Here is a 24,465-nt window from a genome sequence, read left to right on the forward strand (position 1 = left end):
GCACCGACGAAGCCCATGAGACCGGTGTCGGTGCGACGGCCGGTCCGGCGGTCGAGTGCGCCGGGGGCACATCGGCTCGGGAGGCACCTTGCAGCGGCGCGTCAGCGGAACGGCCCTGATCATCGCGGCCCTGCTCGCCACGGCAGGGGCGCTGGCGTTCCCGGTGTGGTCGTACGCGGACCGGTCGGGCACGGGACGGGACAAGCTGGCCGCAGCGACCGTGGCGACCCCCTACGGGCCGTTGTCCGCCACGGACCGCGACTTCCTGGTGAAGGTGCGGCTCGCCGGCCTGTGGGAGCTGCCGGCCGGCCAGCAGGCCGTCGAACGGGCGCCGACCCGGGCCGTCCGGGACGCCGGTGACCACCTCGTCGTCGGCCACACGGACCTGGACGCCCGCGCCCGTGACGTGGCGGCCAAGCTCGGGGTGGAGCTGCCGAACCAGCCGAACGAGCAGCAGCAGGGGTGGCTGCGGGAACTGTCCGCGGCCAGCGGCCGGGAGTACGAGCGGAAGTTCGCGAACCTGCTGCGCAACGCGCACGGCAAGGTGTTCGCGCTGGTCGCCCAGGTCCGGCACACCACCCGCAACTCCCTGATCCGTCAGTTGGCGACGGACGCCAACCAGACCGTGCTGGACCACATCACCATGCTGGAGGCCACCGGCCTGGTGGACTTCGACGCGATCGCCGGCGAGGCGGCGGACGGCACGACCGCGAGCCCGACCGGTCCGCCGCCGCCCGACGCGGAGCTGCCGGCGGCCCCGGACGCGGCGCGGCCGACCGGGAGCGACGCCTTCACCTCCCGTCCGTCGACCGGGCCCGGTGCGCCCACGGCCGTCAACACCGACCGCCCGGCCCCGCCCGCCGGAGGACCGGCGGAAGCGCCCGCGGAGGGACTGGTGGAAGCGCCCGCCACCCTCGCGCCGGCGCCGTCGTGAGAACCCGCCGATTTATCCGCGCCCGACGGGAACCTCAAATCCTCCTCTGAACGTCCCTCTTCGGGGATTCACCACCGCACTGCGGGGCCATGACCCCTGCACGCACCGTCGTACGGCGCAGTCACCAGGGGGAGGAACGATGCGACACAGCACGCTCGGCACCGGCATCGGCTGGCGACCGGAGATCGCGGAGGCGGTGGAGCGCCTGAGCGGTGTCGACTGGGTCGAGGTCGTCGCGGAGAACGTGTGCCCCGGCCACCTGCCCGCGTCCCTCACCCGGCTGCGCGCCCGCGGCACCACCGTCGTCCCGCACGGCGTGTCCCTGGGTCTGGGCGGCGCGGACCGCCCCAGCGAACAGAAGCTCAAGGACCTCGCGGAGCGGGCCGTGGCCCTGGACGCGCCGTTGGTCACCGAGCACATCGCGTTCGTCCGGGCGGGCGGCGCGCGCACCGCGTCCCCGCTGCTGGAGGCCGGGCACCTGCTGCCGGTGCCGCGCACCCGCGACGCGCTGGCCGTGCTGTGCGAGAACGTCCGCATCGCGCAGGACCAGTTGCCCGTGCCGCTCGCGCTGGAGAACATCGCGGCCCTCATCGCCTGGCCGGGCGAGGAGATGTCGGAGGGGCAGTTCCTGGCGGAGTTGGTGGAGCGGACCGGGGTGCGGCTGCTGATCGACGTGGCGAACCTGCACACCAACCACGTCAACCGCGGCGAGGACCCCGTCAAGGCGCTGGCGGAGCTGCCCGTCGAGGCGATCGCGTACGTCCACGTCGCCGGCGGCGTCGAGCGGGACGGCGTCTGGCACGACACCCACGCCCACCCGGTCCCCGGCCCCGTGCTCGACGTGCTCCGCGAGTTGGTGGCGCGGGTGGCGCCGCCGGGCGTGCTGCTGGAGCGGGACGACAACTTCCCGCCGCAGGAGGAGTTGGCGGCGGAGCTGACCGCGATCCGTACGGTGCTGGACTCGGCCCGCCCGCAGCCGGACGCCGCTGCCACCGGGGGCGGCCCGCCCGCGGTGGAGGCGGAAGACGGGGCCACGGAGACCGCGCGGGAGCGGCTGGCGATATCCCAGGCCGCGCTGCTGTCGGCGCTGGTCGCCGGGACGCCCGCGCCGGAGGAGTTCGACCAGCGCCGGCTGCGGGTGCAGAGCCGTGCGTTGACGGTCAAGCGGGCACAGGTCGTCGCGAAGGTCGCGCCGGAGCTGCCGGAGATCCTCGGTGACGGCTACCGCGCCGCCTTTCTCGCGTACGCCGCGAAGCGTCCGATGCGCGCCGGGTACCGTCGGGACGCGCTGGACTTCGTCGAACAGCTGTTGGTCGCCGGCCGTCCCGAGGACGAGCGGGCGCGCCGTCAGCTGACGCGTTGGTGGCAGGAGCGGACCGGGGAACGTCGCCCGCGCCGCGCCGCCCGCATCGTCCGTGCGGCCCGGGCCGCACTCGTGGGGAGGTAGTCGTGGAGCTGAGCACCGTCGCCGTGCTGGTGAACGTCGTCGTGGGGGTCCTCACGGTCTGGCTGCTGATCGAGGCGTCGGTGTCCCGCCGACAGCGCCGGCGCGGCGTGACCGCGGCCAGGGCCGAGGACGCCCGCGTCGACGACGTGTACGAGGCGGCCTTCCTCAGCGGCGGCCCGCTGCGGGTCGTGGACGCCGCGATCGTCGAGCTGATCGCCGACGAACGGCTGCGGCTGGCGGAGCCCGGCATCGTCTCGGTCGTACGGGCCGAAGCGCGGGACGCCGTGGAGCAGGCGGTGCTGGCCGCCGCCGAGAACGCGCCGAACGGCTCGCTGTCCACGCTGCGGCACAGGGCCGCCGCCTCGGTCACCGTCCAGTCGCTGGGGCACCGGCTCGCCGGCCAGGGCCTGATGGTCACGCCCACCAAGGACCGCCGGACGCTGCGGTACTGGGCGCTGGCGCAGAAGACGGTGTTCCTGTTCGCGCTGTTCGCCTCCTTCGCACTCACCGCGGCGAACTACGACTACGACCTGCCGGGCGTGAGCGGGCCGTTCGTCCTCCACGTCGGACCGATGCTGCTGGTCGGCGCGGTCGTCGCGGGGATCGTACGGAGCAAGGTCCGCGGCCGGACCACCAAGGCCGGTCTGAAGGCGCTCGCCGACCACCGGACGCGGAACGAGAAGACGGAGTCCCCCGCGGGCCTCGTGGTGGTGAAGGGCCTGAAGAAGGGCATCGAGGACCCCACGGTCCAGAAGCTGATGGTCGCCGCGGCCGCGGTGGCCTTCGTCGCGGTCGCCGCGCCCGCCGCCATGGCCGCCGACGGCTCCCAGCAGTCCGTGTGGTGCGGCTCGGGCGCGACGACGAGCTGTGGCGGCAGCGAGGACAAGCAGGGCGGTTCGAGCTGCGGCGGGGGCGGCGGGAGCTGCGGCGGCGACGGAGGGGGCTGCGGTGGTGGTGGCGGCTGCGGCGGGTGTGGCGGCTGCGGCGGCTGACCCGAACCGCCCGGCCCGTAGGGTCCCGTGCGCTTCCTTGCGCCTCCGGACGTGCGCGCCGTTTCCCTGCGGAAGTGTTGGTCTCCACCGCCCGGTGGTGGGCTGGTCGCGCAGTTCCGCCCCCTATGCCCGGAGGGCATGGGGGGACCCCCAGCGCCCCTGATTGCCCACGCCCTACGGGCGTAGGGCAAAACGTGCCCGCCCCGCAGGTGGTCGACAAGGGCAGCGAAACAGAGGCGCTTGGGCCCCATGCCCTCTGGGCATGGGGGGCGGAACTGCATCACCGAGCCGCAGACACCAACGCTCCCGCAGGCAAGTGACGGGAGCAGCGAAACAGGGGCGCGGGGAACTGCGCGAACAACCACGACGGAGCGGCAGGGGCCAACGCTCCCGCAGGGAAACGGCGAGGTTACTTAGGCGCGCGACAAGCCGCAGACGGTCGCAGAGACGGCGCCACAGCTCGCCGCACGGCGAAACCGCGGTGCTACCGGAAGGGGGTGGGAAGGGTCGAGGCGGCTTCCGGGCCGCCCTGCACGCACAGAGCCCGCTGCACGGCGACACCGTGCCCACCCAGGGGGAACCGCATGAACGACCATCCGATTCTCGCCCTCGTCCTCTCCTCAATCGTCGGCGGCCTCAGCGTCGCCCTGATCGCCGCCGCCCTCTCCCTCCGCGCACCCCGGGCGCCCCGCGGCGGGGCCCGTGCCGTCCACGACGCGTACGACGCGGCGTTCCTCAGCGGCGGCCCGGCGCGCGTCGTGGACACCGCCGTCGCCGGCCTCAACGAGGACGGGAAGCTCGACATCACCGCGCCGGCCCGGGTCTCGGGCCACGGCGTCGTCGCGGTCCGCGGCACCCGCGGTCGCGGCGCGGTGCAGCAGGGCGTCCTGGACGTCGCCCGGCAGCACGACCGCGGGGAGCTGAGGACCGTGCGGAACGCGGCGGTCACCGCATCCGTGATCCAGGAGATCGGCGACCGGCTCGCCGACCAGGGACTGATGTTCCGGCCGTCGCGGCAGCGCCGGGCGGTGGGCCGATGGGCCCGGATCCAGTGGGTCGCGTGTCTGCTCGGCCTCGTCGTGGCGCTCGCCGTCACCTTCGTCACGCTGCCCGACGAGTCCGTCCTGCTGGCGTTCCTGCCGCAGCTGCTCGTGGGCGCGCTCGTCGCGGGCGTGGTCCACCGGCGCGTGCGGCGCCGGGTGACCGGGCCGGGCCGGGTCGCGCTGCGGAAGTACCGCAAGGCGCACAGCGCCACGCGCGCCACCACGGTGCGGGTGGCGCTCCTCGGCCCGCGCATGGTGCCCGACGCCGACGTGCGGGTGCTCATGGCAGCCGCGGCGGCGGCTCCGCTCGCGGTCGTGACCGCGAGCCCCTCCACTTCCTCCGGCAATTCCGCCGGCCCCTCCGCCGGGGCGAGTTGGTGCGGTGGCGACACCGGCGGCTGGGGCGACGGCTCCGGCTGCGGCATGAGCGGCGGCTGCGGAGGCGGCAGCGGGGGCGGCGACGGCGGAGGCGGAAGCAGCGGCGGCGGAGGCTGTGGCGGCGGCGGGGGTTGCGGCGGAGGCGGCGCCTGACGGGCGCGCACCGGCGGGCGGACGGCGCATAGGAGGCATTGCCCGCGACACCCGCACAAAGGTGCTTTACAGCTCGCCGCGTACCCCGAAAAATCCCTGGACTGCACTGCCGTCCGCACGAAGGGAACGGAACGTGACGAGAGCAGGGTTGGCGTACGGACTCGTGGCCGGACTCGGCTCGCTGGTGGTCTCCGCACTCGCCGTGCCGACCGCCAACGGCCTTGCCCCCGGCCGCGAGGCCCCGCCCGACGCCGAGTCCCGCGGCACGGCGATCGCCGCCCAGCGCGCCGCCGCGGCCGGGGTCTCCTTCGGCACCTGCCCGAAGGAGGAGTCGCTGCCGTCCGCCGTCTCCTGCGGCACGGTGGAGGTCCCGTTGGACTACGCGCACCCCGACGGCCGGTCGATCCGACTGACCGTCAGCCGGGTGCGGGCCAGCGGCGAGACCACCGAGCACCAGGGCACTCTCGTCTACAACCCCGGCGGCCCCGGCGCGTCCAGCATGTACTTCCCGCTGTACGCGGAGCTGCCGAAGTGGCGGCGGCTCGCCCGCGCGTACGACCTGGTCGGCTACGCGCCGCGGGGCGTCGGCCGCTCCGCGCCGCTGTCCTGCCAGGCCCCCGAGGACCACGTGAAGGCGCCGACGCAGTCCCCCACGGCCCCCTCGGAGGCGTTCAAGCGGGAGCGGATCGCGGAGGCACGGGCGTACGCGGACGGCTGCGCCCGCAGGGCCGGCGACGCCCTGCGGCACTACACGTCCCTCAACAACGCCCGGGACCTCGACGTGTTGCGCGCGGCGCTCGGCGAGGAGCGGCTGACCTTCATGGGCGCCTCGTACGGCACCTACATCGGGGCGCTGTACGCGACCTTGTACCCCGCGCACGTACGGCGCATGGTCTTCGACTCGGCGGTGCACCCGGCCCGCGAGAAGATCTGGTACCGCAACAACCTCGACCAGTCGCTGGCGTTCGAGCGCCGCTGGGCGGACTTCCGGGCGTGGGTCGCCCGGCACGACGACGCCTTCGGACTCGGCAGCACGCCCGAGGAGGTCGCCGACCGCTACGAGGAGGCGAAGGCGAAGCTCGCCGACGAGCCCGCGGGCGGGGTGGTGGGCCCCGGCCAACTCCAGTCCGCGTTCCTGGGCGCCGGCTACTACGACGACTACTGGGTGCCGCGCGCCACCGCGCTCTCCGAGTACCTGCGCGGCAACCACGAACCGCTGGTCGAGCAGGCCGCGCCGCGGCGCGGGCAGGCGAAGGCGGCGGAGAACGCGAACGCGGTGTACACGGCCGTGGAGTGCAACGACGCGCCCTGGCCCACGCGGTGGGAGGTATGGGACCGCGACAACACCGAACTGGCGCGCAGGGCGCCGTTCGAGACCTGGGACAACGCCTGGCTGAACCTGCCGTGCGCCTACTGGTCCGCGCCCCGGCAGCAGCCGCTTCAGGTGCGCACCCGCTGGGGCCAACTGCCGCCCGTGCTGATCCTGGCCGCGGAGCGGGACGCGGCGACGCCCTACGCGGGGGCGAAGGAGTTGGCCCGCCGGCTCAAGGGTGCCGTACTGATCACGGAGGAGGACGCCGGCACCCACGGCATCGGCGGCGGGCCGAACGACTGCGTCAACTCGTACCTGGAGGACTACCTCCTGCGCGGCGAGGCGCCGGTGCGGCGCGCGTCGTGCGCGCCGCACCCGGAGCCCGACCCGGTGTCGCTGGACCGGAGCGCGCCGCAGCCCGTGCTGCCGCGCCCTTCCGTCTGATCTTCCGGGTCCCGGTGGCGGGACCGCAGTCCGGTTCCGCCACCACATCACCGGCCCGGGATCACCGGGCCGCAGCCCGAAGATTACGCCAGTCCCGCCGCCAAGTCGGCCACGGACTTCCGACGCCCCGTGCTGCATCCCCCGGGGAACGACCCCCGGGCCACCGGTCGAAGGCTACGCAAGCCCCGCCACCAACTCGGCGACGGACTTCCGGCGCCCCGTGTAGAACGGGACTTCCTCACGGACGTGCATCCGGGCGTCCGACGCGCGCAGATGGCGCATCAGGTCGACGATGCGGTGCAGTTCGTCGGCCTCGAAGGCGAGGATCCACTCGTAGTCCCCGAGGGAGAACGACGCGACCGTGTTGGCGCGCACGTCCGGGTAGCCGCGGGCCATCTTGCCGTGCTCGGCGAGCATCCGGCGGCGCTCTTCGTCGGGGAGCAGGTACCAGTCGTACGAGCGCACGAAGGGATACACGCTGACGTAGTCGCGCGGGGTCTCGTCGGCGAGGAACGCCGGGATGTGCGACTTGTTGAACTCGGCGGGGCGGTGCAGCGCCATGTTCGACCAGACGGGCTCCAGCGTGCGCCCGAAGCGGGTGCGGCGGAAGAGGTTGTACGCCTCCTGGAGCTCGTCCGCGGTCTCGGCGTGCCACCAGATCATCAGATCGGCATCGGCGCGCAGCCCGGAGAGGTCGTACGTGCCGCGGATCTTGACGTCCTTGGCGGCGAGCTGGTCGAAGAGGTCCTGGACCTCGTCGGCGTAGCCGGTGCGGTCCTCGGGCAGCACGTCGCGCAGCTTGAAGACCGACCACAGCGTGTACCGGATGACCTCATTGAGGTCCTTGGCCTTCTTGCCCGCGTTCGGGATCTTTTCTGGCGCACTCATGAGGCCATTGTCCCGCGTCCCGATCGACGTCCGTCAGCAGGGTGGTCCTGATCGAGGACCTCGTCCGCGGCCCGCTGTCCGTCGGCGATGCAGGCGGGGATGCCGACGCCGTCGTACGCCGCGCCGCAGACCCGCAGGCCGGGCAGTTTGGCGACCTCGGCGCGGATCCGGGCGGTGCGTGCGACGTGGCCGACGGGGTACTGCGGCAGGCCGCCGATCCAGCGGGTGACCTCGGTGGCCACCGGCCGGGCGGCGAGCCCGACGGCGTCGCCGAGGTCCCGCAGGGACGCCGCGACGAGTTCGACGTCCTCGCGGTGCAGGTGCTCCTCCTCGCCGTACCGCCCGAGCGAGGTCCGCAGCACGAAGAGGTCGGCCGCGGCGTCGGCCACCCACTGCCACTTCTGGCTGGAGAAGGTGGACGCCTTGATCGACCGGCCGTCGACGGGCGGCACGAGGAAACCGCTGCAGCCGCTGCCGGCGGGCAGCGCGCCCAGCTCGGAGCGGCGGAAGGCCAGGGTGACCAAGGACATCGAGGCGTACTCGATGGAGCCGAGTGCGCTGGCGGCGGCCGGGGACTCGCCGGAGAGCAGTTCGGCGGCCGACCAGGCGGGGGTGGCGATGATCACGGCGTCCGCGGTGAGGGTGTCGCTGTCGGTGCGCACCCGCCAGCCGTCGGCGCCGGCGCGGGCCAGGCCGAGGACGCGGGTGCCGGTGCGCAGCTCGCCCCCGGCGGCGCGGACCGCGTCGGCGACGGCGAGCGGCAGGGTGCCGACCCCGCCGTCGATGCCGAGGAAGACCGGCCCGCCCTGCTGCTGGGCCTGCGCTTCGGCCTGGACCTCGCGCACGGCGTCGAGGAGCGAGGGGTGTTGTCGGGCTGCTTCGAAGAGCCGGGGGACGGCCGCCCGCATCGAGATCTGGTACGAGTCGCCGGCGTACACCCCGCCGAGCAGCGGTTCCACGAGCCGGTCGACGACCTCGCGGCCGAGGCGTTCGGCGACGTACTGCCCGATGGCGACGTCGTCGCCGAGGTCTGCGGGGTCGGCGGGGGCGAGCTCGGACTCCCGGGCGATCCGGGCGACGCCCTCGTCGGAGAGGAGCCCGGCGAGGGCGTCGGGGGTGGCGGGGACGCCCATCACGTGGCCGCGCGGCATGGGGCGCAGCGTGCCGCGGGTCCAGATGGACGCGGTGCTGGTGGCGGGCGCCTGGAGCCGGTCGCCGAGTCCGACGGCGCGGGCCAGGTCGACGGCCTCGGGGCGGCGCGCCAGCATCGACTCGGCACCCAGGTCGACGGGTGCGCCGGCGATCTCGCCGCGGTGGAGCTTGCCGCCGAGCCGGCCGCCGGCCTCCAGCAGGGTCACCCGCGCTCCGGCGGTGACCAGCCGATGGGCGGCGGCGAGCCCGGAGATGCCGCCTCCGATGACGACGACGTGACGGGCGGGCGGTCCCGACCCTGGTGCGGTGTCCACATGCTGGGAAGACATGGCTCCACTGTCTCAGACCCCGTTCCGAGTCCCGAACGTGACCGGTTCGGAACCGGTCCGCACCCAACGGTCCGGGGTGCTTCGAACGTCCAAGAAGCATCGGGCAACGGCCGGCCGGTATCCGTCGGTTGGCCGGAACCCGACCGGATGACGGCGGAAGGCGGAGGGGGACACATGGGGGCGGACGTACGGGCACGACGACTGCTCGTTGCACTGGTGGTCGCGGCGGGCGTCGCGGTGACGGGGTGCAGCGCCGGCGGCGACTCCGGCGACAAGGCCGGCGGGAGCGTCCAGCGCGCCGCGGACGAGGCGGCCGGGAAGGCGGAGCCCACCGGACCCGGGGGCGCATCGGCGGCGCCGGACGCGCGGGGCGGCAGCAAGGGCGCGGGGGCATCGGCCCCGCCGGTGACGTCGTACGTCGTGCGCACCGCCGAGCTGCGGCTCGCGGCGAAGGACCCGGCCCGGGCGGTGGCGCACGCCCGTCGGGTCGCGGAGGAGGCCGGCGGCTTCGTCTCCGAGGAGACGACCGAGCAGGCGCACGGCACCGGCGCCGACGGGCTCACGTCACGGCTGGTGCTGCGGGTGCCGCAGCAGAAGTACGCGGATGCCCTGGCGCAGTTGGAGAAGGTCGGCCGGGTGCTGTCCCGCACGTCGAGCGCCGAGGACGTCACCGACCAGGTCGTGGACGTGGAGAGCCGGATCGCCTCCCAGCGGGCGAGCGTGGCCCGGGTGCGGGAGCTGATGGAGCGCGCGGAGAAGCTGTCCGACGTGGTCGCGCTGGAGGCCGAACTGGGAAGGCGTCAGGCGGACCTGGAGTCCCTGTTGGCCCGGCAGTCGTCGGTGAAGGACCGCACGTCGCTGTCGACGATCACCCTCGACGTCTCCGCGCCCGCGAAGGAGGACGACGAGGAGGGCGACGACGGCCCGGGCCCGCTGGACGCCCTGGGCGGGAGCTGGGAGGCGCTGAAGGCGACGGTGCTCTGGATCGGCGTCGTGCTCAGCGCCGTGCTGCCGTTCGCCGCAGCCGCCGGTGCGGTGTACGCGATCTGGCGCTGGCTGGTGCGCCCGCTGCTGCCGCGGCGGCCCGAGCCGCCCGCGGGGGACGGGGGCGAGGAGGGCTGACGCCGCCTGCCCCCGTAGCGTGTGGACCATGACAGCAGAGCGACTGGTGGTCATCGGGGGCGACGCGGCGGGCATGTCGGCCGCGTCGCAGGCGCGCAGGTTCCGCGCGCCGGAGGAGTTGGAGATCGTCGCGTTCGAACGCGGCCACTTCAGCTCCTTCTCGGCGTGCGGCGTCCCGTACTGGATCGGCGGCCAGGTCGCCGAGCGCGACGACCTGATCGCCCGTACGCCCGCCGAGCACCGCGAACGCGCGATCGACCTGCGGATGCGCACCGAGGTCACCGAGGTCGACACCGCGCGCGGCCGGGTCCGCTCGCGCGACCTGGAGACCGGCTCGGAGGGCTGGACGGGGTACGACAAGCTCGTGATCGCGACCGGTGCCCGTCCGATCCGCCCGCCGATCCCCGGCATCGACGCCCCCGGGGTGCACGGCGTCCAGACCCTCGACGACGGCCAGGCGCTCATCGACACGATCGCGGCCACCGAGGGCCGCCGCGCGGTGGTCGTGGGCGCCGGTTACATCGGCGTCGAGATGGCGGAGGCGATGCTGAACCGCGGCTTCGAGGTCACCGTCCTGAACCGCGGCGAACAGCCGATGGCCACGCTCGACCCCGACATGGGCCGGCTGGTGCACACCGCGATGGACGGGCTCGGCATCACCACGGTCGACCGCGCCGAGGTCACCGCGGTGCTGACCGGCCCGGACGGCCGGGTGCGCGCGGTCGCCACCGCGGACGCCGAGTACCCCGCCGACGTCGTGGTGCTGGGCATCGGCGTCGAGCCGGAGACGGAGCTGGCCCGCGCGGCAGGACTGCCGCTCGGCGCGTACGGCGGACTCCTCACCGACCTGTCGATGCGGGTGCGCGGCGAGGACGCGATCTGGGCGGGCGGCGACTGCGTGGAGGTGCTCGACCTGGTCTCGGGGCGCGAGCGGTACGTCCCGCTCGGCACCCACGCCAACAAGCACGGCCAGGTCATCGGCGCGAACGTGGGCGGCGGCTACGGCACCTTCCCCGGCGTCGTGGGCACCGCCGTCAGCAAGGTCTGCGACCTGGAGATCGCCCGCACCGGTCTGCGGGAGAAGGACGCGTCCGCGGTGGGCCTCCAGTACGTCACCGCCACCGTCGAGTCCACCGCGCGCGCCGGCTACTACCCCGACGCCGGCCTGATGACCGTCAAGGTCATCGCGGAGCGCCGCACGGGGCGGCTGCTGGGCCTCCAGATCGTGGGCCGCGAGGGCGCGGCGAAGCGGGTGGACATCGCGGCGGTGGCGTTGACGGCGGGCATGACGGTCGAGCAGATGACCGCGCTCGACCTCGGCTACGCCCCACCCTTCTCCCCGGTCTGGGACCCGGTCCTGGTAGCGGCCCGCCGCGCCACGAAGCGCCTCACCGAGCGCCCGTAACCCCCCGCGCGACCTCCGCGGACTGCGACTGGCTGCTCGCGCCCCTGGACACTCCCGCAGAGACCAACGCGCCCGCAGGAAAACGGTGAGGGTTTCTGGGGGCGCTGGGGCCAGCGTGCCCGCAGGGAAACGGCGAGTAGGTCCACCAAGCCCGCCGCAGGCGTCACGCAGGGGTTACGCCCTCGACGTCTCCGTGTGGACGAAGTCCACGAGGCGGGTCAGCGCGTCCGGGTCCATCGTCGGCAGGACCCCGTGGCCCAGGTTGAACACGTGCCCCTCCAGCCCCTCCGCCGCGGCCAGCACCTCCCGCGTCTTCGCCTCCACCGCCGCGGTCGGCGCGAAGAGGACCGCGGGGTCGAGGTTCCCCTGGAGCGACTTGCCCGGCCCGACCCTGCGGGCCGCCTCGTCGAGGGGGACGCGCCAGTCGACGCCGACCACGTCCGCGCCCGCCTCACCGAGGAGGCCGAGCAGCTCGCCGGTGCCCACGCCGAAGTGGATGCGGGGCACCCCGTAGCCGGCGACGGAGTCGAAGACCTTCGTGGACGCCGGCATCACGGAGCGCCGGTAGTCCACCGGGGCCAGCGCGCCGACCCAGGAGTCGAAGAGCTGGACCGCGCTCGCCCCCGCCTCGATCTGCACCTTCAAGAACGTGGAGGTGATCTCCGCGAGCCGGTCCAGCAGGTCCGCCCAGAGCTCCGGGTCGCCGTACATCAGCGCCTTGGTGTGCTCGTGGTTGCGCGAGGGGCCGCCCTCGACGAGGTAGCTGGCGAGCGTGAAGGGCGCGCCGGCGAAGCCGATCAGCGGGGTGGCGCCCAGTTCCTCGGTGAGCAGCCCGATCGCCTCGGTGACGTAGTGGACGTCGTCGGGCGTCAGGTCCCGCAGCCGGGCCAGGTCCGCGCGGCTGCGGATCGGCTCGGCGACGACGGGCCCGACGCCCGGCTTGATGTCGAGGTCGATGCCGATGGCCTTGAGGGGGACGACGATGTCGCTGAAGTAGATCGCCGCGTCGACCCCGTGCCGTCGAACCGGCTGGAGCGTGATCTCCTTGACCAGCTCCGGCCGCATGCAGGACTCCAGCATCGGGATGCCCTCGCGCACCTTCAGGTACTCGGGCAGCGAGCGCCCCGCCTGGCGCATGAACCACACCGGGGTGTGGGGCACCGGCTCTCGTCGGCACGCCTTCAAGAAGGCGGAGTCGTGCGTCTTCGGCTGGGGGCCCGCGGGGCGGTCGTTGGCGCTCACGCCCAAATCTTCGCACGTACCGGGAAAGCGGCCGTCGGGTGCGGGGTGTCCTTCCCTGCGCGCACGCCCCGTTCCGCCTAGTCTTCCCCGCATGGCTGCGGCTCAGGGACGTTTTTCCGATCATGCTGAACATGCTGGACCTCCAGGGAGCGCCGACTCGTCGTCGGACGCGGAGCAGGACGCCGTCCCCCGGGCGTTCCGGCTGGCGGTCGAAGCGCTACGGGCCGCGCGGCTGCGCCCCGAGGTCGAGCTCGACCCGGCCCGCCCCCCGCAGCGGCTCGCCCCGCACGCGTACGCCGTGGAGGCGGCGGTCGTCGACGACGACGAGGACCTGGCGGACGGCCGGCTGGTGCTGCTGCACGACCCGGAGGGGCACGACGCCTGGCAGGGCACGTTCCGTCTGGTGACCCTGGTGCGCGCCGAGTTGGAGCCGGAGATGGCGGCGGATCCGCTGCTGCCGGAGGTGTGCTGGTCGTGGTTGACCGGCGCGCTGGAGGCGCGCGGCCTGTCGTACGGGGAGCCGAGCGGCACCGTCACCCGGGCGAGCTCTCACTATTTCGGTGGACTCGGGCAGCGCCGCCCCGCGACGCAGATCGAGATCCGCGCCTCGTGGACGCCGAAGGAGGCGCACTGCGGAACGCCGGACGCGGCGGCGCACCTCGCCGCCTGGTGTGACCTGCTGTGTCAGATCGCGGGGCTGCCGCCGGCGCCGGTCGGGACGGCGGACATGGCGACGGGCGTGGTGACGCTTCCGCAGCGGCGGGGGCCGCAGCACCGCTGACGTCCGCCGGCGCACGCGGTGCGCTGCGACTCGTGCGGCCCGGGACACTGGTCCCGGGCCGCACCGCTGTCGGGGGCCGCGGTGCACCTTCGCTCCCGCACCGTCCGACCCGCCAGCCGACGGACCGTCAGTTCACTCGTAGGATGATCGATCACGCGTCCGAATTGCACTAATTGTTACTCACCAAATCGTGATCATTCCCTAAAGGACGTCCGTCGGGCTGCCGAAGAGGTCAATGACCCTAACTTCACGGAACGCCCCGGCTTCATCCCCGAGCCGGCCCCGTCCCTGCACCTTCCCCCCAGGAGGAGCCCGGTGTCCGTCCTTCTCGAGCAGCCCGCAAGCCTGGTCGCCTACCGTCCGAACAAGCCGACGGCCATGGTCGTCGTGGCCGACCCGCGCGTCCGCTCCACCGTCACCCGCCACCTGTGGGCCCTCGGCGTACGGGACGTCATCGAGGCGTCGTCGATCGCGGAGGCCCGCCCCCGCATCGCCAACCCGCGCGACATCTGCGTCGCCGACGTCCACCTGCCCGACGGCTCGGGGCTGACCCTGCTGTCGGAGACCCGAGCCGCCGGCTGGCCGAACGGCCTCGCGCTCTCCGCGGCCGACGACATCGGTGCCGTGCGCAACGCCCTCGCGGGCGGGGTCAAGGGCTACGTCGTCACCGGCACCCGTACGAACATCGGCCACCCCACCCGCCCCGGCGCGGCCCCCATCGGGGCCGCGGCCGCCCGGCTGGGCCACCGCCGCCCCCCGGGCGCCCCGAGCCACCCGGGCGGCTACCGGGAGCTGTCGGGCCGTGAGGTCGAGGTCCTGCGGCTGGTGGCGGAGGGCCAGTCGAACAAGGCCATCGGCGTCTCGATGGGCCTGTCCGCGCTGACCGTCAAGAGCCACCTCGCACGCATCGCCCGCAAGCTCGGCACCGGCGACCGGGCGGGCATGGTCGCGGTCGCGCTGCGCACCGGCATCATCCACTGACCCGCCCGCTCCCCCGCGCTTCCCCCGTGCGCCTGTCGACGGATCGTTTCCGTCGACAGGCGCACGCCGTTCACGGATACCCTTGACACGTGACCGACGCCCGAAACACCGCAGCAGAGACCGCACTGCGAACCGCCGGGGGCGCTCCCCCGGACGCCGGCGTCGCAGCCGAAGAGGCCCCGATCCCCCTGTTGGAGCCGCGTGAGGGCATTCCGCCCGTGGTCGCCGACGCCCAGGCGCTCGCCGAGGTCGTCGCCGCCTTCGCGGCGGGCAGCGGCCCGGTCGCGGTGGACGCCGAGCGGGCCTCCGGGTACCGCTACGGCCAGCGGGCCTATCTGGTGCAGCTGCGCCGCGAGGGCGCGGGCAGCGCACTGATCGACCCCGTCGGCTGCCCCGACCTCTCCCTCCTCGGCAGCACGCTCGGCGACACCGAGTGGATCTTGCACGCCGCAACTCAGGACCTGCCCTGCCTCCGGGAGATAGGCATGGTTCCCAGCCGGCTCTTCGACACGGAGCTGGCCGGCCGGCTCGCCGGGTTCCCGCGGGTCGGCCTGGGGGCGATGGTCGAGTCCGTGCTCGGCTACGCGCTGGAGAAGGGCCACTCCGCGGTCGACTGGTCCACCCGCCCGCTCCCCGAGCCCTGGCTGCGGTACGCCGCGCTCGACGTGGAGCTGCTGATCGACCTGCGGGACGCCCTGGAGAAGGAGCTGGACCGGCAGGGGAAGCTGGAGTGGGCGCACGAGGAGTTCCAGTCGATCGCCGCCGCCCCGCCGCCCGCGCCGCGCAAGGACCCCTGGCGCCGCACCTCCGGCATGCACAAGGTGCGCCGGCGCCGGCAGATGGCGGTCGTGCGGGAGCTGTGGACCACGCGCGACGCGATCGCCCAGCGGCGGGACGTCTCGCCGGGCAAGGTGCTCAGCGACGCCGCGATCGTCGAGGCGGCGTTGGCCCTGCCGGCGCACGTCCACGCGCTGAGCGGACTGACCGGCTTCAGCCATCGGATGGGCCGGCGGCAGTTGGAGCAGTGGCAGGCGGCGATCGACCGGGCGAAGGCGCTCCCGGACCTGGAGCTGCCGCAGCAGGGGCAGCCGCTGAACGGTCCGCCGCCGCCGCGTGCCTGGGCGGACAAGGACCCCGCGGCGGCGGCGCGGCTGTCCGCGGCGCGGGCGGCGGTCTCGGCGCTGGCGGAGGAGCTCCACCTGCCCCAGGAGAACCTGATCTCGCCGGACACGGTGCGGCGGATCTGCTGGGAGCCGCCGGCTGATCGCTCCCCGGATGCGGTGACGTCCGCGCTGCGGTTGCTGGGAGCGCGGGCTTGGCAGGCCGCGCTGGTCTCCCCCACGCTCTCCCGCGCCCTGACCTCGTCGAAGTAGCCCCGCGCCGAACGTGCGCGGGGCGCCCCGCCCCTGATGCGCCCGCCGTGCCCCCGCGGGAGTGCGGGTCTCCACCGGCCGGCGGGTGGCTTGTCGCGCAGTTCCCCGCGCCCCTGGAGCGCCCTGCCGGGCGTTCTGGGGCCCGTGGGCATCCCCACCGCCCACAGGACGGGCTTTTAGGCGCGCGGGGAACTGCGCGACAGGCCACCCACCGGCCGCGGGGGCCATACCGCCCGCAGGTCCACGGCGAGCATGTCCAGGTGGCGCGGGAGCCCGGACTCACCACGCCGGGCAAGCGCAGCGCAAGCGCATCCGGCGCGGGGTGTGACGTTCGCCGCTCGACGCGTGAGGGGTGGGCACTAGGGTTACTCGTAAGTAGCATGAGCAGGAAGCGCGCGCTTAGCCCCGCTCGGCACGCGCCCCGCAGCAGTGCCATCCCGCACCCTGGAGGAGAGCCATCGTGCCTCGTACCGTCAGGGACGTCGTCTTCGTCGACGGCGTCCGCACCCCGTTCGGCAAGGCGGGCCCGAAGGGCATCTACCACGAGACCCGCGCCGACGATCTCGTCGTCAAGGCGATCCGGGAGCTGCTGCGCCGCAACCCGGCCCTCGACCCCGCGAAGATCGACGAGGTCGCCATCGCCGCGACCACCCAGATCGGCGACCAGGGCCTGACCATCGGCCGCACCGCCGGCATCCTCGCGGGGCTGCCGCAGTCCGTCCCGGGGTACTCCGTGGACCGGATGTGCGCCGGTGCGCTGACCGCCGTGACGACGACCGCCGGTTCGATCGCCTTCGGCGCGTACGACGTGGTCATCGCCGGCGGCGTGGAGCACATGGGCCGCCACCCGATGGGCGAGGGCGTCGACCCCAACCCCCGCTTCGTCAGCGAGAAGCTGGTCGACGAGTCCGCCCTGTTCATGGGCATGACCGCGGAGAACCTGCACGACCGCTACCCCTCCATCACCAAGGAGCGCGCCGACGAGTACGCCGTCCGCTCCCAGGAGAAGGCGGCCAAGGCGTACGCCAACGGCACGATCCAGCAGGACCTGGTGCCGATCGCGATCCGCCGCACCACCCCCGAGGGCGGGGAGACCGGCTGGGGCCTGGCCACCCAGGACGAGCCGATGCGCCCCGGCACCACGATGGAGAACCTCGCCGGGCTGAAGACCCCCTTCCGCACCCACGGCCGGGTCACCGCGGGCAACGCCGCCGGGCTGAACGACGGCGCCACCGCCGCCGTCATCGCCTCCGAGGACTTCGCGCGCGAGAACGGCCTCCCGGTCAAGATGCGCCTGGTGGCGTACTCCTTCGCCGGCGTCGAGCCGGAGGTCATGGGGTACGGACCGATCCCGGCGACCGAGAAGGCGCTGGCCCAGGCGGGCCTGTCCATCGAGGACATCGGCCTGTTCGAGATCAACGAGGCGTTCGCCGTCCAGGTGCTCGCGTTCCTGGAGCACTACGGCATCGCGGACGACGACCCGCGGGTCAACCAGTACGGCGGGGCCATCGCCTACGGCCACCCGCTGGCCTCCTCCGGCGTCCGGCTGATGACCCAGCTCGCCCGCCAGTTCGAGGCTCAGCCCGAGGTCCGCTACGGCCTCACCACCATGTGCGTCGGCTTCGGCATGGGCGCGACCGTCATCTGGGAGAACCCGCACTTCGAGGGGGACAAGTGAGCACCACCGCTGAACTGCTGAAGGGTGCGGCCGAACTCTTCCCGGACGAGGTCGTCACCAGCGCGCACGTACGCCATCTGGATCTGCCGGGGGCCGGCCGGTTCGCGCTGATCACCCTGGACAACGGCCTGGACCACACCAAGCCGACCACCTTCGGCCCGCAGTCGCTGGCCAACCTGGACGCCGCGCTCGACCAGGTCGAGCGGGAGTCGGCCGAGGGCTCGATCGTCGGCGTCGGCATCACCGGCAAGCCGTTCATCTTCGCCGTCGGCGCCGACCTCAAGGGCGTGGAGCGGGTCGCCCGCCACGAGGACGCGCTCGCCATCGCCAAGAGCGGCCACGACGTCTTCAAGCGGCTGGCCTCCCTCGCGGTGCCCAGCTTCGCGTACTACAACGGCGCGGCGATGGGCGGCGGCGTCGAGGTCGGCCTGCACTGCACGTACCGCACCGTCTCGCGGGCGATCCCGGCCTTCTCGCTGCCCGAGGTCTTCCTCGGTCTGGTGCCCGGCTGGGGCGGCTGCGCCCTGCTGCCGAACCTGATCGGCGCGGACCGCGCGGTGTCCGTGATCATCGAGAACTCGCTCAACCAGAACCGTCAGTTGAAGGGCCAGCAGGTCCACGACCTGGGGATCGCCGACGCCCTCTTCGACGGCGCGGACTTCCTGGAGCAGTCGCTGCTGTGGACCGCTTCGGTGCTGACCGGCGCCACCGCGGTGGAGCGCGCCGAGGTCGACCGCGGTGCGGCCTGGGACGCCGCGGTGGCCCGCGGGCGGGCGATCGCCGACGCCAAGGTGCACGGCGCCGCCCCGGCGGCCTACCGCGCGCTGGACATCGTCGCCGCGGCCAAGGACGGCGACCTCCAGGCCGGTTTCGACGCCGAGGACCGGGCGCTGGCCGACCTGATCATGGGCGGCGAACTGCGCAGCGGCATCTACGCCTTCAACCTGGTGCAGAAGCGCGGCAAGCGGCCGGCGGGCGCACCGGACAAGAACCTGGCCCGTCCCGTCACCAAGGTCGGCGTCGTCGGCGCGGGCCTGATGGCCTCGCAGCTCGCGCTGCTGTTCCTGCGCCGCCTCGAAGTGCCGGTGGTGCTGACCGACATCGACCAGGAGCGCATCGACAAGGGCGTGGCGTACGTCCACGGCGAGGTCGACAAGCTGCTCGGCAAGGGCCGGATCAACCAGGACAAGGCCAACCGCCTCAAGGGGCTGGTGACCGGCGTGCTGGACAAGGCGGCGGGCTTCGCCGACGCCGACTTCGTCATCGAGGCCGTCTTCGAGGAGATGGGCGTCAAGCAGCAGGTGTTCGCGGAGGTCGAGGCGGTCGCGCCGGCGCACGCGATCCTGGCCACCAACACCTCCTCGCTCTCGGTGAGCGAGATGGCCTCGAAGCTGAAGCACCCGGAGCGGGTCGTCGGCTTCCACTTCTTCAACCCGGTCGCGGTGCTGCCGCTGTTGGAGATCGTCCGCGGGGAGAAGACGGACGACGCCTCCCTCGCCACCGCCTTCGGGGTGGCGAAGAAGCTGAAGAAGACCGCGGTGCTGGTGAAGGACGCCCCGGCGTTCGTCGTGAACCGGATCCTGACCCGATTCATGGGCGAGATCCAGAACGTGATCGACGAGGGCACTCCGGTCGCGGTGGCGGAGAAGGCGGTCGAGCCGCTGGGCCTGCCGATGTCCCCGCTGGTGCTGCTGGAGCTGGTGGGTCCGGCGATCGGGCTGCACGTCTCCGAGACCCTGAACCGCGCCTTCCCGGACCGCTTCACGGTCTCGCCGAACCTGGCGGCGGTCGTCAAGGCGGGCAAGCGGGGCTTCTACGTGTATGCCGACGGCAATCCGGCCAAGCCGGAGCTGGACCCCGAGGTCGCCGCGCTGCTGGTGCAGGGCGACGTCGTGCTGACCGAGGAGCAGGTGCGGGCGCGGGTGCTGGAGGCCGTGGCGCAGGAGATCGGTCTGATGCTGGACGAGGGCGTCGTGGCCGAGGCGCAGGACGTCGACCTCTGTCTGATCACCGGCGCGGGCTGGCCCTTCCACCTGGGCGGCATCACGCCGTACCTGGACCGTGAGGGCGTCTCGGAGCGGGTGAACGGCAAGACGTTCCTCGCGGGTGGGGTGGCGAGCGTCCCCGCCTGACCTGGTGTACGAAAGGGGCCGTGCGGAACGCTTCCGTACGGCCCCTTTCCATTCGACGAGGAGACGACGATGCGGACCCTGTTGATCGTCGACGGTGCGAACGTCGTGGGCTCCGTGCCCGACGGTTGGTGGCGCGACCGCCGCGCGGCCGCGGGGCGACTGCGGGACCGGCTGGCCCCGCTCGCCGCCGCGGGCGTCGCCGGCCTGCCGGGGCCCCTGGAAGTGGTCCTGGTCGTGGAGGGCGCGGCGCGGGGCGTGGCGCCCGTGGCGGGCGTCCGGATCGAGGAGGCGCGCGGCAGCGGTGACGACCTGATCGCCGAGTTGGCGGCGGAGGCGGGGCGCGCGGGCCGTGCGTGCGCGGTGGTCACGTCGGACCGCGGCCTGCGCGACCGCGTGGCTCTGGCGGGCGCGACCCGTCTGGGCCCCCGCACGGTGTACGCCCCCTGAGCGGGTGCGCTTGCGCCGTGGCGCGGTACGTGACGGCTTGCCGTCGCCCTTGCGGCCCGCGTCCTCGCGCGCCCTGGACACTCCCGCCGTAGCCCTGCGGGCCGCGTTGGTCTGCGCGGGCCGGTGGTGGGCTTGTCGCGCAGTTCCTCCCCCCACGCCCAGAGGGCGTGGGGCACGCCCAGCGCCCCTGGCTGCCGCGGGTTGTCAGACACTCGGCCCGCAGATGACCGACGGGGGTAGACCATCAGGGGCGCGAGGAACTGCGCGACAAGCCACAGACGGGCCGCAGAGACCGGTGAACGCCCACCGTTGCGGCGCGAGCGTCTCAGAGCACTTGCCGTCCGGCGCAGCACGGGCCGCGGACGCCCCGCAACGCCCGCCGCACGGCGACTTACGCGCTCAGGTCGCCGCCGCGCTCGTCGCGGCCCACGCGGCTGTGGCGGCGGCCGTACGCGTAATACACCACCACCCCCAGCACCATCCACGCCCCGAACCGCAGCCACGTCTCCGTCGGCAGGTTCAGCATCAGCCAGAGCGACGCGGCGACCGAGGCGATCGGAAGCCAGGGGACCAGCGGGGTGCGGAAGGCGCGCGGGAGGTCGGGGCGGGTGCGGCGGAGGATGAGGACGCCCAGCGCGACGACCACGAACGCGAACAGCGTGCCGATGTTCACCAGCACCGCGAGTTCCTCGATGTTGGTGAAGCCCGCGATGATCGCGATCGCCACGCCCAGGAGGACCGTCGCGCGGTACGGCGTGCGAAAGCGCGGGTGGGTGAGGGAGAAGAACCGCGGCAGCAGCCCGTCCCGGCTCATCGCGAAGAACACCCGGGTCTGCCCCAGCAGCAGGATCAGACAGACCGACATCAGTCCGATGACGGCCCCGAAGCTGATGACGCCCGCGTACCAGGGGTGTCCGGTCGCTTTGAACGCGTCGGCGAGCGGGGCGTCGATCGACAGGTCGGTGTACTTCTGCATGCCGGTGACCACGATCGAGACCGCCACGTAGAGCACGGTGCAGATGAACAGGGAGCCGATGATGCCGCGCGGCATGTCGCGCTGCGGGAGCTTGGTCTCCTCCGCCGCCGTGGCCACCACGTCGAAGCCGATGAAGGCGAAGAAGACGACGGACGCCGCGGTGAAGATGCCCATGACGCCGAAGTTGGTGGGTGCGTAGCCGAACAGCGCTTGGATCAACGGCTGTTGGAGGCCGGATTCGCCGGCCGCCTGGACCGACGGCGGGATGAAGGGGTCGTAGTTGGACGCCTTGACGAAGAAGGACCCGGCGACGATCACGATCAGCACGACGGCGACCTTGATGGCCACGATCAGCGAGGTGACCCGCGCGGACAGCTTCATCCCGATGACGAGGACCACGGTCAGCGCCAGCACCAGCAGGAACGCCAGCAGGTCGAAGCCGAAGCCGGTGACGTCGTTCGTACCGGAGAGCGCGGCGGGCAGGTGCCAGCCGACGTTGTCGATCAGGGAGCGCAGGTAGCCGGACCAGCCGACGGCGACGACGGCCGTGCCGAGGGCGAATTCGAGCACCAGGTCCCAGCCGATGATCCAGGCCGGCAGTTCGCCGAGGGAGGCGTACGCGAAGGTGTACGCGGAGCCGGCGACCGGCACGGTGGAGGCGAACTCCGCGTAGCACAGGGCCGCCAGGCCGCAGACGACGCCGGCCACGACGAAGGCGAGCGCGGTGGCGGGGCCGGCGTTCTCCTTGGCGACGGCGCCGGTGAGGACGAAGATGCCGGTGCCGATGATGACGCCGACGCCGAAGACCGTGAGGTCCAGTGCGGAGAGGGACTTCTTGAGTGCGTGCTCCGGCTCCTCCGTGTCCCGGATGGACTGCTCGACGGACTTCGTACGGAAGGCGCCCGCCCTGGACTCGGGGCCTGTCTCTGTGCTCACCGTGGACCTCCACACTTGTCGTCCCGACATGATCGGGACGCGGTGCGGGCCGCAGGGGTCCATACGGGTGGGTTTCACGCGAATGGGCCGGAAGGTCCACCCGTCCAGGGTGTCCTTCCGGCCCGGGTCCGGCTCAGGGCCGTGCGGCCCCTTGCCGGGTCAGTCGCGGACCGGCTCCACGGTCTCGCTCTCGGTGTCCTCGAAGCGGCCGTCGAGCCGGGAGACCAGGCCGGTGACCTGGCGGGCGATGTCCGGGGCGGTCAGGCCGATCTCCGCCATCACCTCGGCGCGGGAAGCGTGGTCGAGGAAGCGCGCCGGGATGCCGAAGTCCCGCAGCGGCACGTCCACGCCGGCGTCGCGCAGCGACTGGGCGACCGCGGATCCGACGCCGCCGGCGCGGACGTTGTCCTCGACGGTGACGACGACGCGGTGGGTGTCCGCGAGCGGGGCGAGGGCCTCGTCGACGGGCTTGACCCAGCGGGGGTCGACGACGGTGGTGGAGATGCCCTGCGCGTCGAGCAGGTCGGCGACCTCCAGGCACATCGGGGCGAGCGCGCCGACGGAGACCAGGAGCACGTCGGGCCGGTCCGTGCCGGGCTCGCGCAGCACGTCCATGCCGCCGATCCGTCCGACGGCCTTGACCGAAGGGCCGACCGCGCCCTTGGAGAAGCGGACCACGGTGGGGGCGTCGTCGACGCTGACGGCCTCGCGGAGCTGGGCGCGGACCTGGTCGGCGTCGCGCGGTGCGGCGATCCGCAGCCCGGGCACGACCTGGAGGATCGACATGTCCCACATGCCGTTGTGGGAGGCGCCGTCGGTGCCGGTGACGCCGGCCCGGTCCAGGACGAAGGTGACGCCGCAGTCGTGCAGGGCGACGTCCATCAGCACCTGGTCGAAGGCGCGGTTCAGGAAGGTGGCGTACACCGCGAACACCGGGTGGACGCCGCCGGTGGCGAGCCCGGCCGCGGAGACCGCGCCGTGCTGCTCGGCGATGCCCACGTCGTAGACGCGGTCCGGGAACGCCTTGGCGAACTTGTCCAGGCCCACCGGCTGGAGCATGGCGGCGGTGATCGCCACCACGTCGGGGCGCTCCTCGCCGAGCTTGACCATCTCCTCGCCGAAGACGGACGTCCAGTCGAGGCCGGAGCTGGCGATCGGCAGTCCGGTGTCGGGGTGGATCTTGCCGACGGCGTGGAAGCGGTCCGCCTCGTCCTGGAGGGCGGGCTGGTAGCCGCGGCCCTTCTCGGTGAGGCAGTGCACGATGACGGGCCCGCCGAAGCGCTTGGCGCGGGCCAGCGCGGACTCCAGGGCCTCGATGTCGTGGCCGTCGATGGGGCCGAGGTACTTCAGGCCCAGGTCCTCGAACATGCCCTGCGGGGCGATGAAGTCCTTCAGGCCCTTCTTCGCGCCGTGCAGGGTCCCGTAGAGGGGCTTGCCGACCACCGGGGTGCGACCGAGGAGGTCCTTGCCACGCGCCAGGAAGCGCTCGTAGCCGTCGGTGGTGCGCAGGGTCGCGAGGTGGTTGGCGAGGCCGCCGATGGTCGGCGCGTAGGAGCGCTCGTTGTCGTTGACGACGATGACCAGCGGGCGGTCCTTGGCGGCGGCGATGTTGTTCAGCGCCTCCCAGGCCATGCCGCCGGTCAGCGCACCGTCACCGATGACCGCGACCACGTGGTCGTCCTTGCGCAGCACCTCGTTCGCCTTGGCCAACCCGTCCGCCCACCCCAGGACCGTGGAGGCGTGCGAGTTCTCGATCACGTCGTGGTCGGATTCGGCGCGCGCGGGGTAGCCGGAGAGGCCGCCCTTCATCTTCAGCCGGGAGAAGTCCTGGCGGCCGGTGAGCAGCTTGTGCACGTAGCTCTGGTGGCCGGTGTCCCAGAGGATCTTGTCCTTCGGGGACTCGAAGACCCGGTGCAGGGCGATGGTCAGCTCGACCACGCCGAGGTTCGGGCCGAGGTGGCCACCGGTCTTGGAGACTGCGTCGACGAGGAAGGTGCGGATCTCCTCGGCCAGCTGATCCAACTGCTCCGGGCTGAGCCCGTCCAGATCGCGCGGTCCCCTGATACGGGTAAGCAGCGTCACCCGTGCCTCCTTGCGTGTTGAGCTGGGCGTATGAGCTGGTCGAGTCGTCGCGGAACAGCCTTGCGATCTGACCGAGTCTAATGTTCCGCCACCGGACCGCTACCGAAGGGGCCGCATCTCACCTCGGGAACAACTGACCGCCCCGTCCCGACGTCGGCCGTTGCCCTGCGACTCCCGGGTCCCTTGTGACGCACCTCTCACTGCGGCAGGGGCGTGGACGGGTGGTGCCCGGCCCCCG

The 24,465-nt window shown here is 73.1% G+C and carries 18 protein-coding genes; 13 read left to right on the plus strand and 5 right to left on the minus strand.

The genetic code is table 11. From position 1 onward, the window contains the following. The first annotated feature begins 88 nt into the window (after positions 1-88). From ACH4E8_RS33780 to ACH4E8_RS33800, 5 genes are all read left to right on the plus strand, one after another. On the plus strand, positions 89-934 hold the full coding sequence (locus ACH4E8_RS33780; RefSeq protein ID WP_398455421.1) for a DUF4142 domain-containing protein: 846 nt from the start codon (positions 89-91) through the stop codon (positions 932-934). 139 nt (positions 935-1,073) lie between these two features. Beyond that, entirely contained in the window at positions 1,074-2,381 is a 1,308-nt protein-coding gene (locus ACH4E8_RS33785) for a DUF692 domain-containing protein (protein WP_398455423.1), read from the plus strand. Positions 2,382-2,383: 2 nt separating this feature from the next. Further along, positions 2,384-3,373 carry a TIGR04222 domain-containing membrane protein gene (locus tag ACH4E8_RS33790; RefSeq protein WP_398455424.1) on the plus strand — a complete coding sequence of 330 codons (990 nt, stop codon included), beginning with the start codon at positions 2,384-2,386 and terminating at the stop codon, positions 3,371-3,373. 584 nt (positions 3,374-3,957) lie between these two features. Beyond that, positions 3,958-4,947, plus strand: a complete 990-nt coding sequence (locus tag ACH4E8_RS33795) for a TIGR04222 domain-containing membrane protein (RefSeq protein ID WP_398455425.1) — start codon at positions 3,958-3,960, stop codon at positions 4,945-4,947. 133 nt (positions 4,948-5,080) lie between these two features. Further along, complete coding sequence (locus ACH4E8_RS33800; RefSeq protein ID WP_398455426.1) at positions 5,081-6,703, plus strand: alpha/beta hydrolase; 1,623 nt, start codon at positions 5,081-5,083, stop codon at positions 6,701-6,703. A 174-nt stretch (positions 6,704-6,877) separates the two neighbouring features. Here the strand turns inward: ACH4E8_RS33800 and hemQ are convergent, their stop codons facing one another. Both hemQ and hemG read right to left on the minus strand, forming a co-directional pair. Further along, positions 6,878-7,591 (minus strand): hydrogen peroxide-dependent heme synthase, encoded by a 714-nt coding sequence (gene hemQ, locus ACH4E8_RS33805; RefSeq protein WP_398455427.1) that lies wholly within the window; start codon positions 7,589-7,591, stop codon positions 6,878-6,880. After that, entirely contained in the window at positions 7,588-9,072 is a 1,485-nt protein-coding gene (gene hemG / locus ACH4E8_RS33810; protein WP_398455429.1) for a protoporphyrinogen oxidase, read from the minus strand. Before hemG ends, hemQ begins: the two co-directional genes overlap by 4 nt. Before the next feature lie 174 nt (positions 9,073-9,246). Here hemG and ACH4E8_RS33815 point away from each other — a divergent pair, with 174 nt between their 5' ends. Further along, the gene (locus tag ACH4E8_RS33815) at positions 9,247-10,194 is read left to right on the plus strand and encodes a DUF4349 domain-containing protein (protein WP_398455430.1); all 948 of its coding nucleotides are present in this window, start codon (positions 9,247-9,249) and stop codon (positions 10,192-10,194) included. Positions 10,195-10,222: 28 nt separating this feature from the next. Then, positions 10,223-11,599: an FAD-dependent oxidoreductase gene (locus ACH4E8_RS33820; protein ID WP_398455431.1), complete on the plus strand. Its 1,377-nt coding sequence runs from the start codon at positions 10,223-10,225 to the stop codon at positions 11,597-11,599. A gap of 174 nt (positions 11,600-11,773) precedes the next feature. Here the strand turns inward: ACH4E8_RS33820 and hemE are convergent, their stop codons facing one another. After that, positions 11,774-12,841 carry a uroporphyrinogen decarboxylase gene (hemE, locus tag ACH4E8_RS33825; protein ID WP_398455433.1) on the minus strand — a complete coding sequence of 356 codons (1,068 nt, stop codon included), beginning with the start codon at positions 12,839-12,841 and terminating at the stop codon, positions 11,774-11,776. A 91-nt stretch (positions 12,842-12,932) separates the two neighbouring features. Between hemE and ACH4E8_RS33830 the strand changes: the two genes are divergently transcribed. The 6 genes from ACH4E8_RS33830 (at position 12,933) to ACH4E8_RS33855 (ending at position 20,233) form a co-directional block, all read left to right on the plus strand. Then, entirely contained in the window at positions 12,933-13,622 is a 690-nt protein-coding gene (locus ACH4E8_RS33830) for a DUF3000 domain-containing protein (protein WP_398455434.1), read from the plus strand. Between the two features lie 315 nt (positions 13,623-13,937). Beyond that, a complete protein-coding gene (locus tag ACH4E8_RS33835; RefSeq protein ID WP_361544737.1) occupies positions 13,938-14,603 on the plus strand; it encodes a response regulator transcription factor in 666 nt (221 codons plus the stop codon). An 89-nt stretch (positions 14,604-14,692) separates the two neighbouring features. After that, positions 14,693-15,976, plus strand: coding sequence for an HRDC domain-containing protein (locus ACH4E8_RS33840; protein WP_398455435.1), 1,284 nt, complete (start codon positions 14,693-14,695; stop codon positions 15,974-15,976). A 460-nt stretch (positions 15,977-16,436) separates the two neighbouring features. Next, positions 16,437-17,654, plus strand: a complete 1,218-nt coding sequence (locus tag ACH4E8_RS33845; RefSeq protein WP_398455437.1) for a thiolase family protein — start codon at positions 16,437-16,439, stop codon at positions 17,652-17,654. Beyond that, the gene (locus tag ACH4E8_RS33850) at positions 17,651-19,786 is read left to right on the plus strand and encodes a 3-hydroxyacyl-CoA dehydrogenase NAD-binding domain-containing protein (RefSeq protein WP_398455438.1); all 2,136 of its coding nucleotides are present in this window, start codon (positions 17,651-17,653) and stop codon (positions 19,784-19,786) included. Before ACH4E8_RS33845 ends, ACH4E8_RS33850 begins: the two co-directional genes overlap by 4 nt. 69 nt (positions 19,787-19,855) lie before the next feature. Next, the gene (locus ACH4E8_RS33855) at positions 19,856-20,233 is read left to right on the plus strand and encodes an NTP pyrophosphohydrolase (protein WP_398455440.1); all 378 of its coding nucleotides are present in this window, start codon (positions 19,856-19,858) and stop codon (positions 20,231-20,233) included. Between the two features lie 391 nt (positions 20,234-20,624). On the opposite strand, the gene ACH4E8_RS33860 is transcribed toward ACH4E8_RS33855, so the two are convergent. Together ACH4E8_RS33860 and dxs are read right to left on the minus strand one after the other, a co-directional pair. Beyond that, complete coding sequence (locus ACH4E8_RS33860) at positions 20,625-22,145, minus strand: amino acid permease (protein ID WP_398455442.1); 1,521 nt, start codon at positions 22,143-22,145, stop codon at positions 20,625-20,627. A 159-nt stretch (positions 22,146-22,304) separates the two neighbouring features. Then, complete coding sequence (gene dxs / locus ACH4E8_RS33865; RefSeq protein WP_398455443.1) at positions 22,305-24,227, minus strand: 1-deoxy-D-xylulose-5-phosphate synthase; 1,923 nt, start codon at positions 24,225-24,227, stop codon at positions 22,305-22,307. Positions 24,228-24,465 lie beyond the last annotated feature (238 nt).

It is taken from the genome of Streptomyces sp. NPDC017979, assembly GCF_044328175.1.
GTDB lineage: Bacteria > Actinomycetota > Actinomycetes > Streptomycetales > Streptomycetaceae > Streptomyces.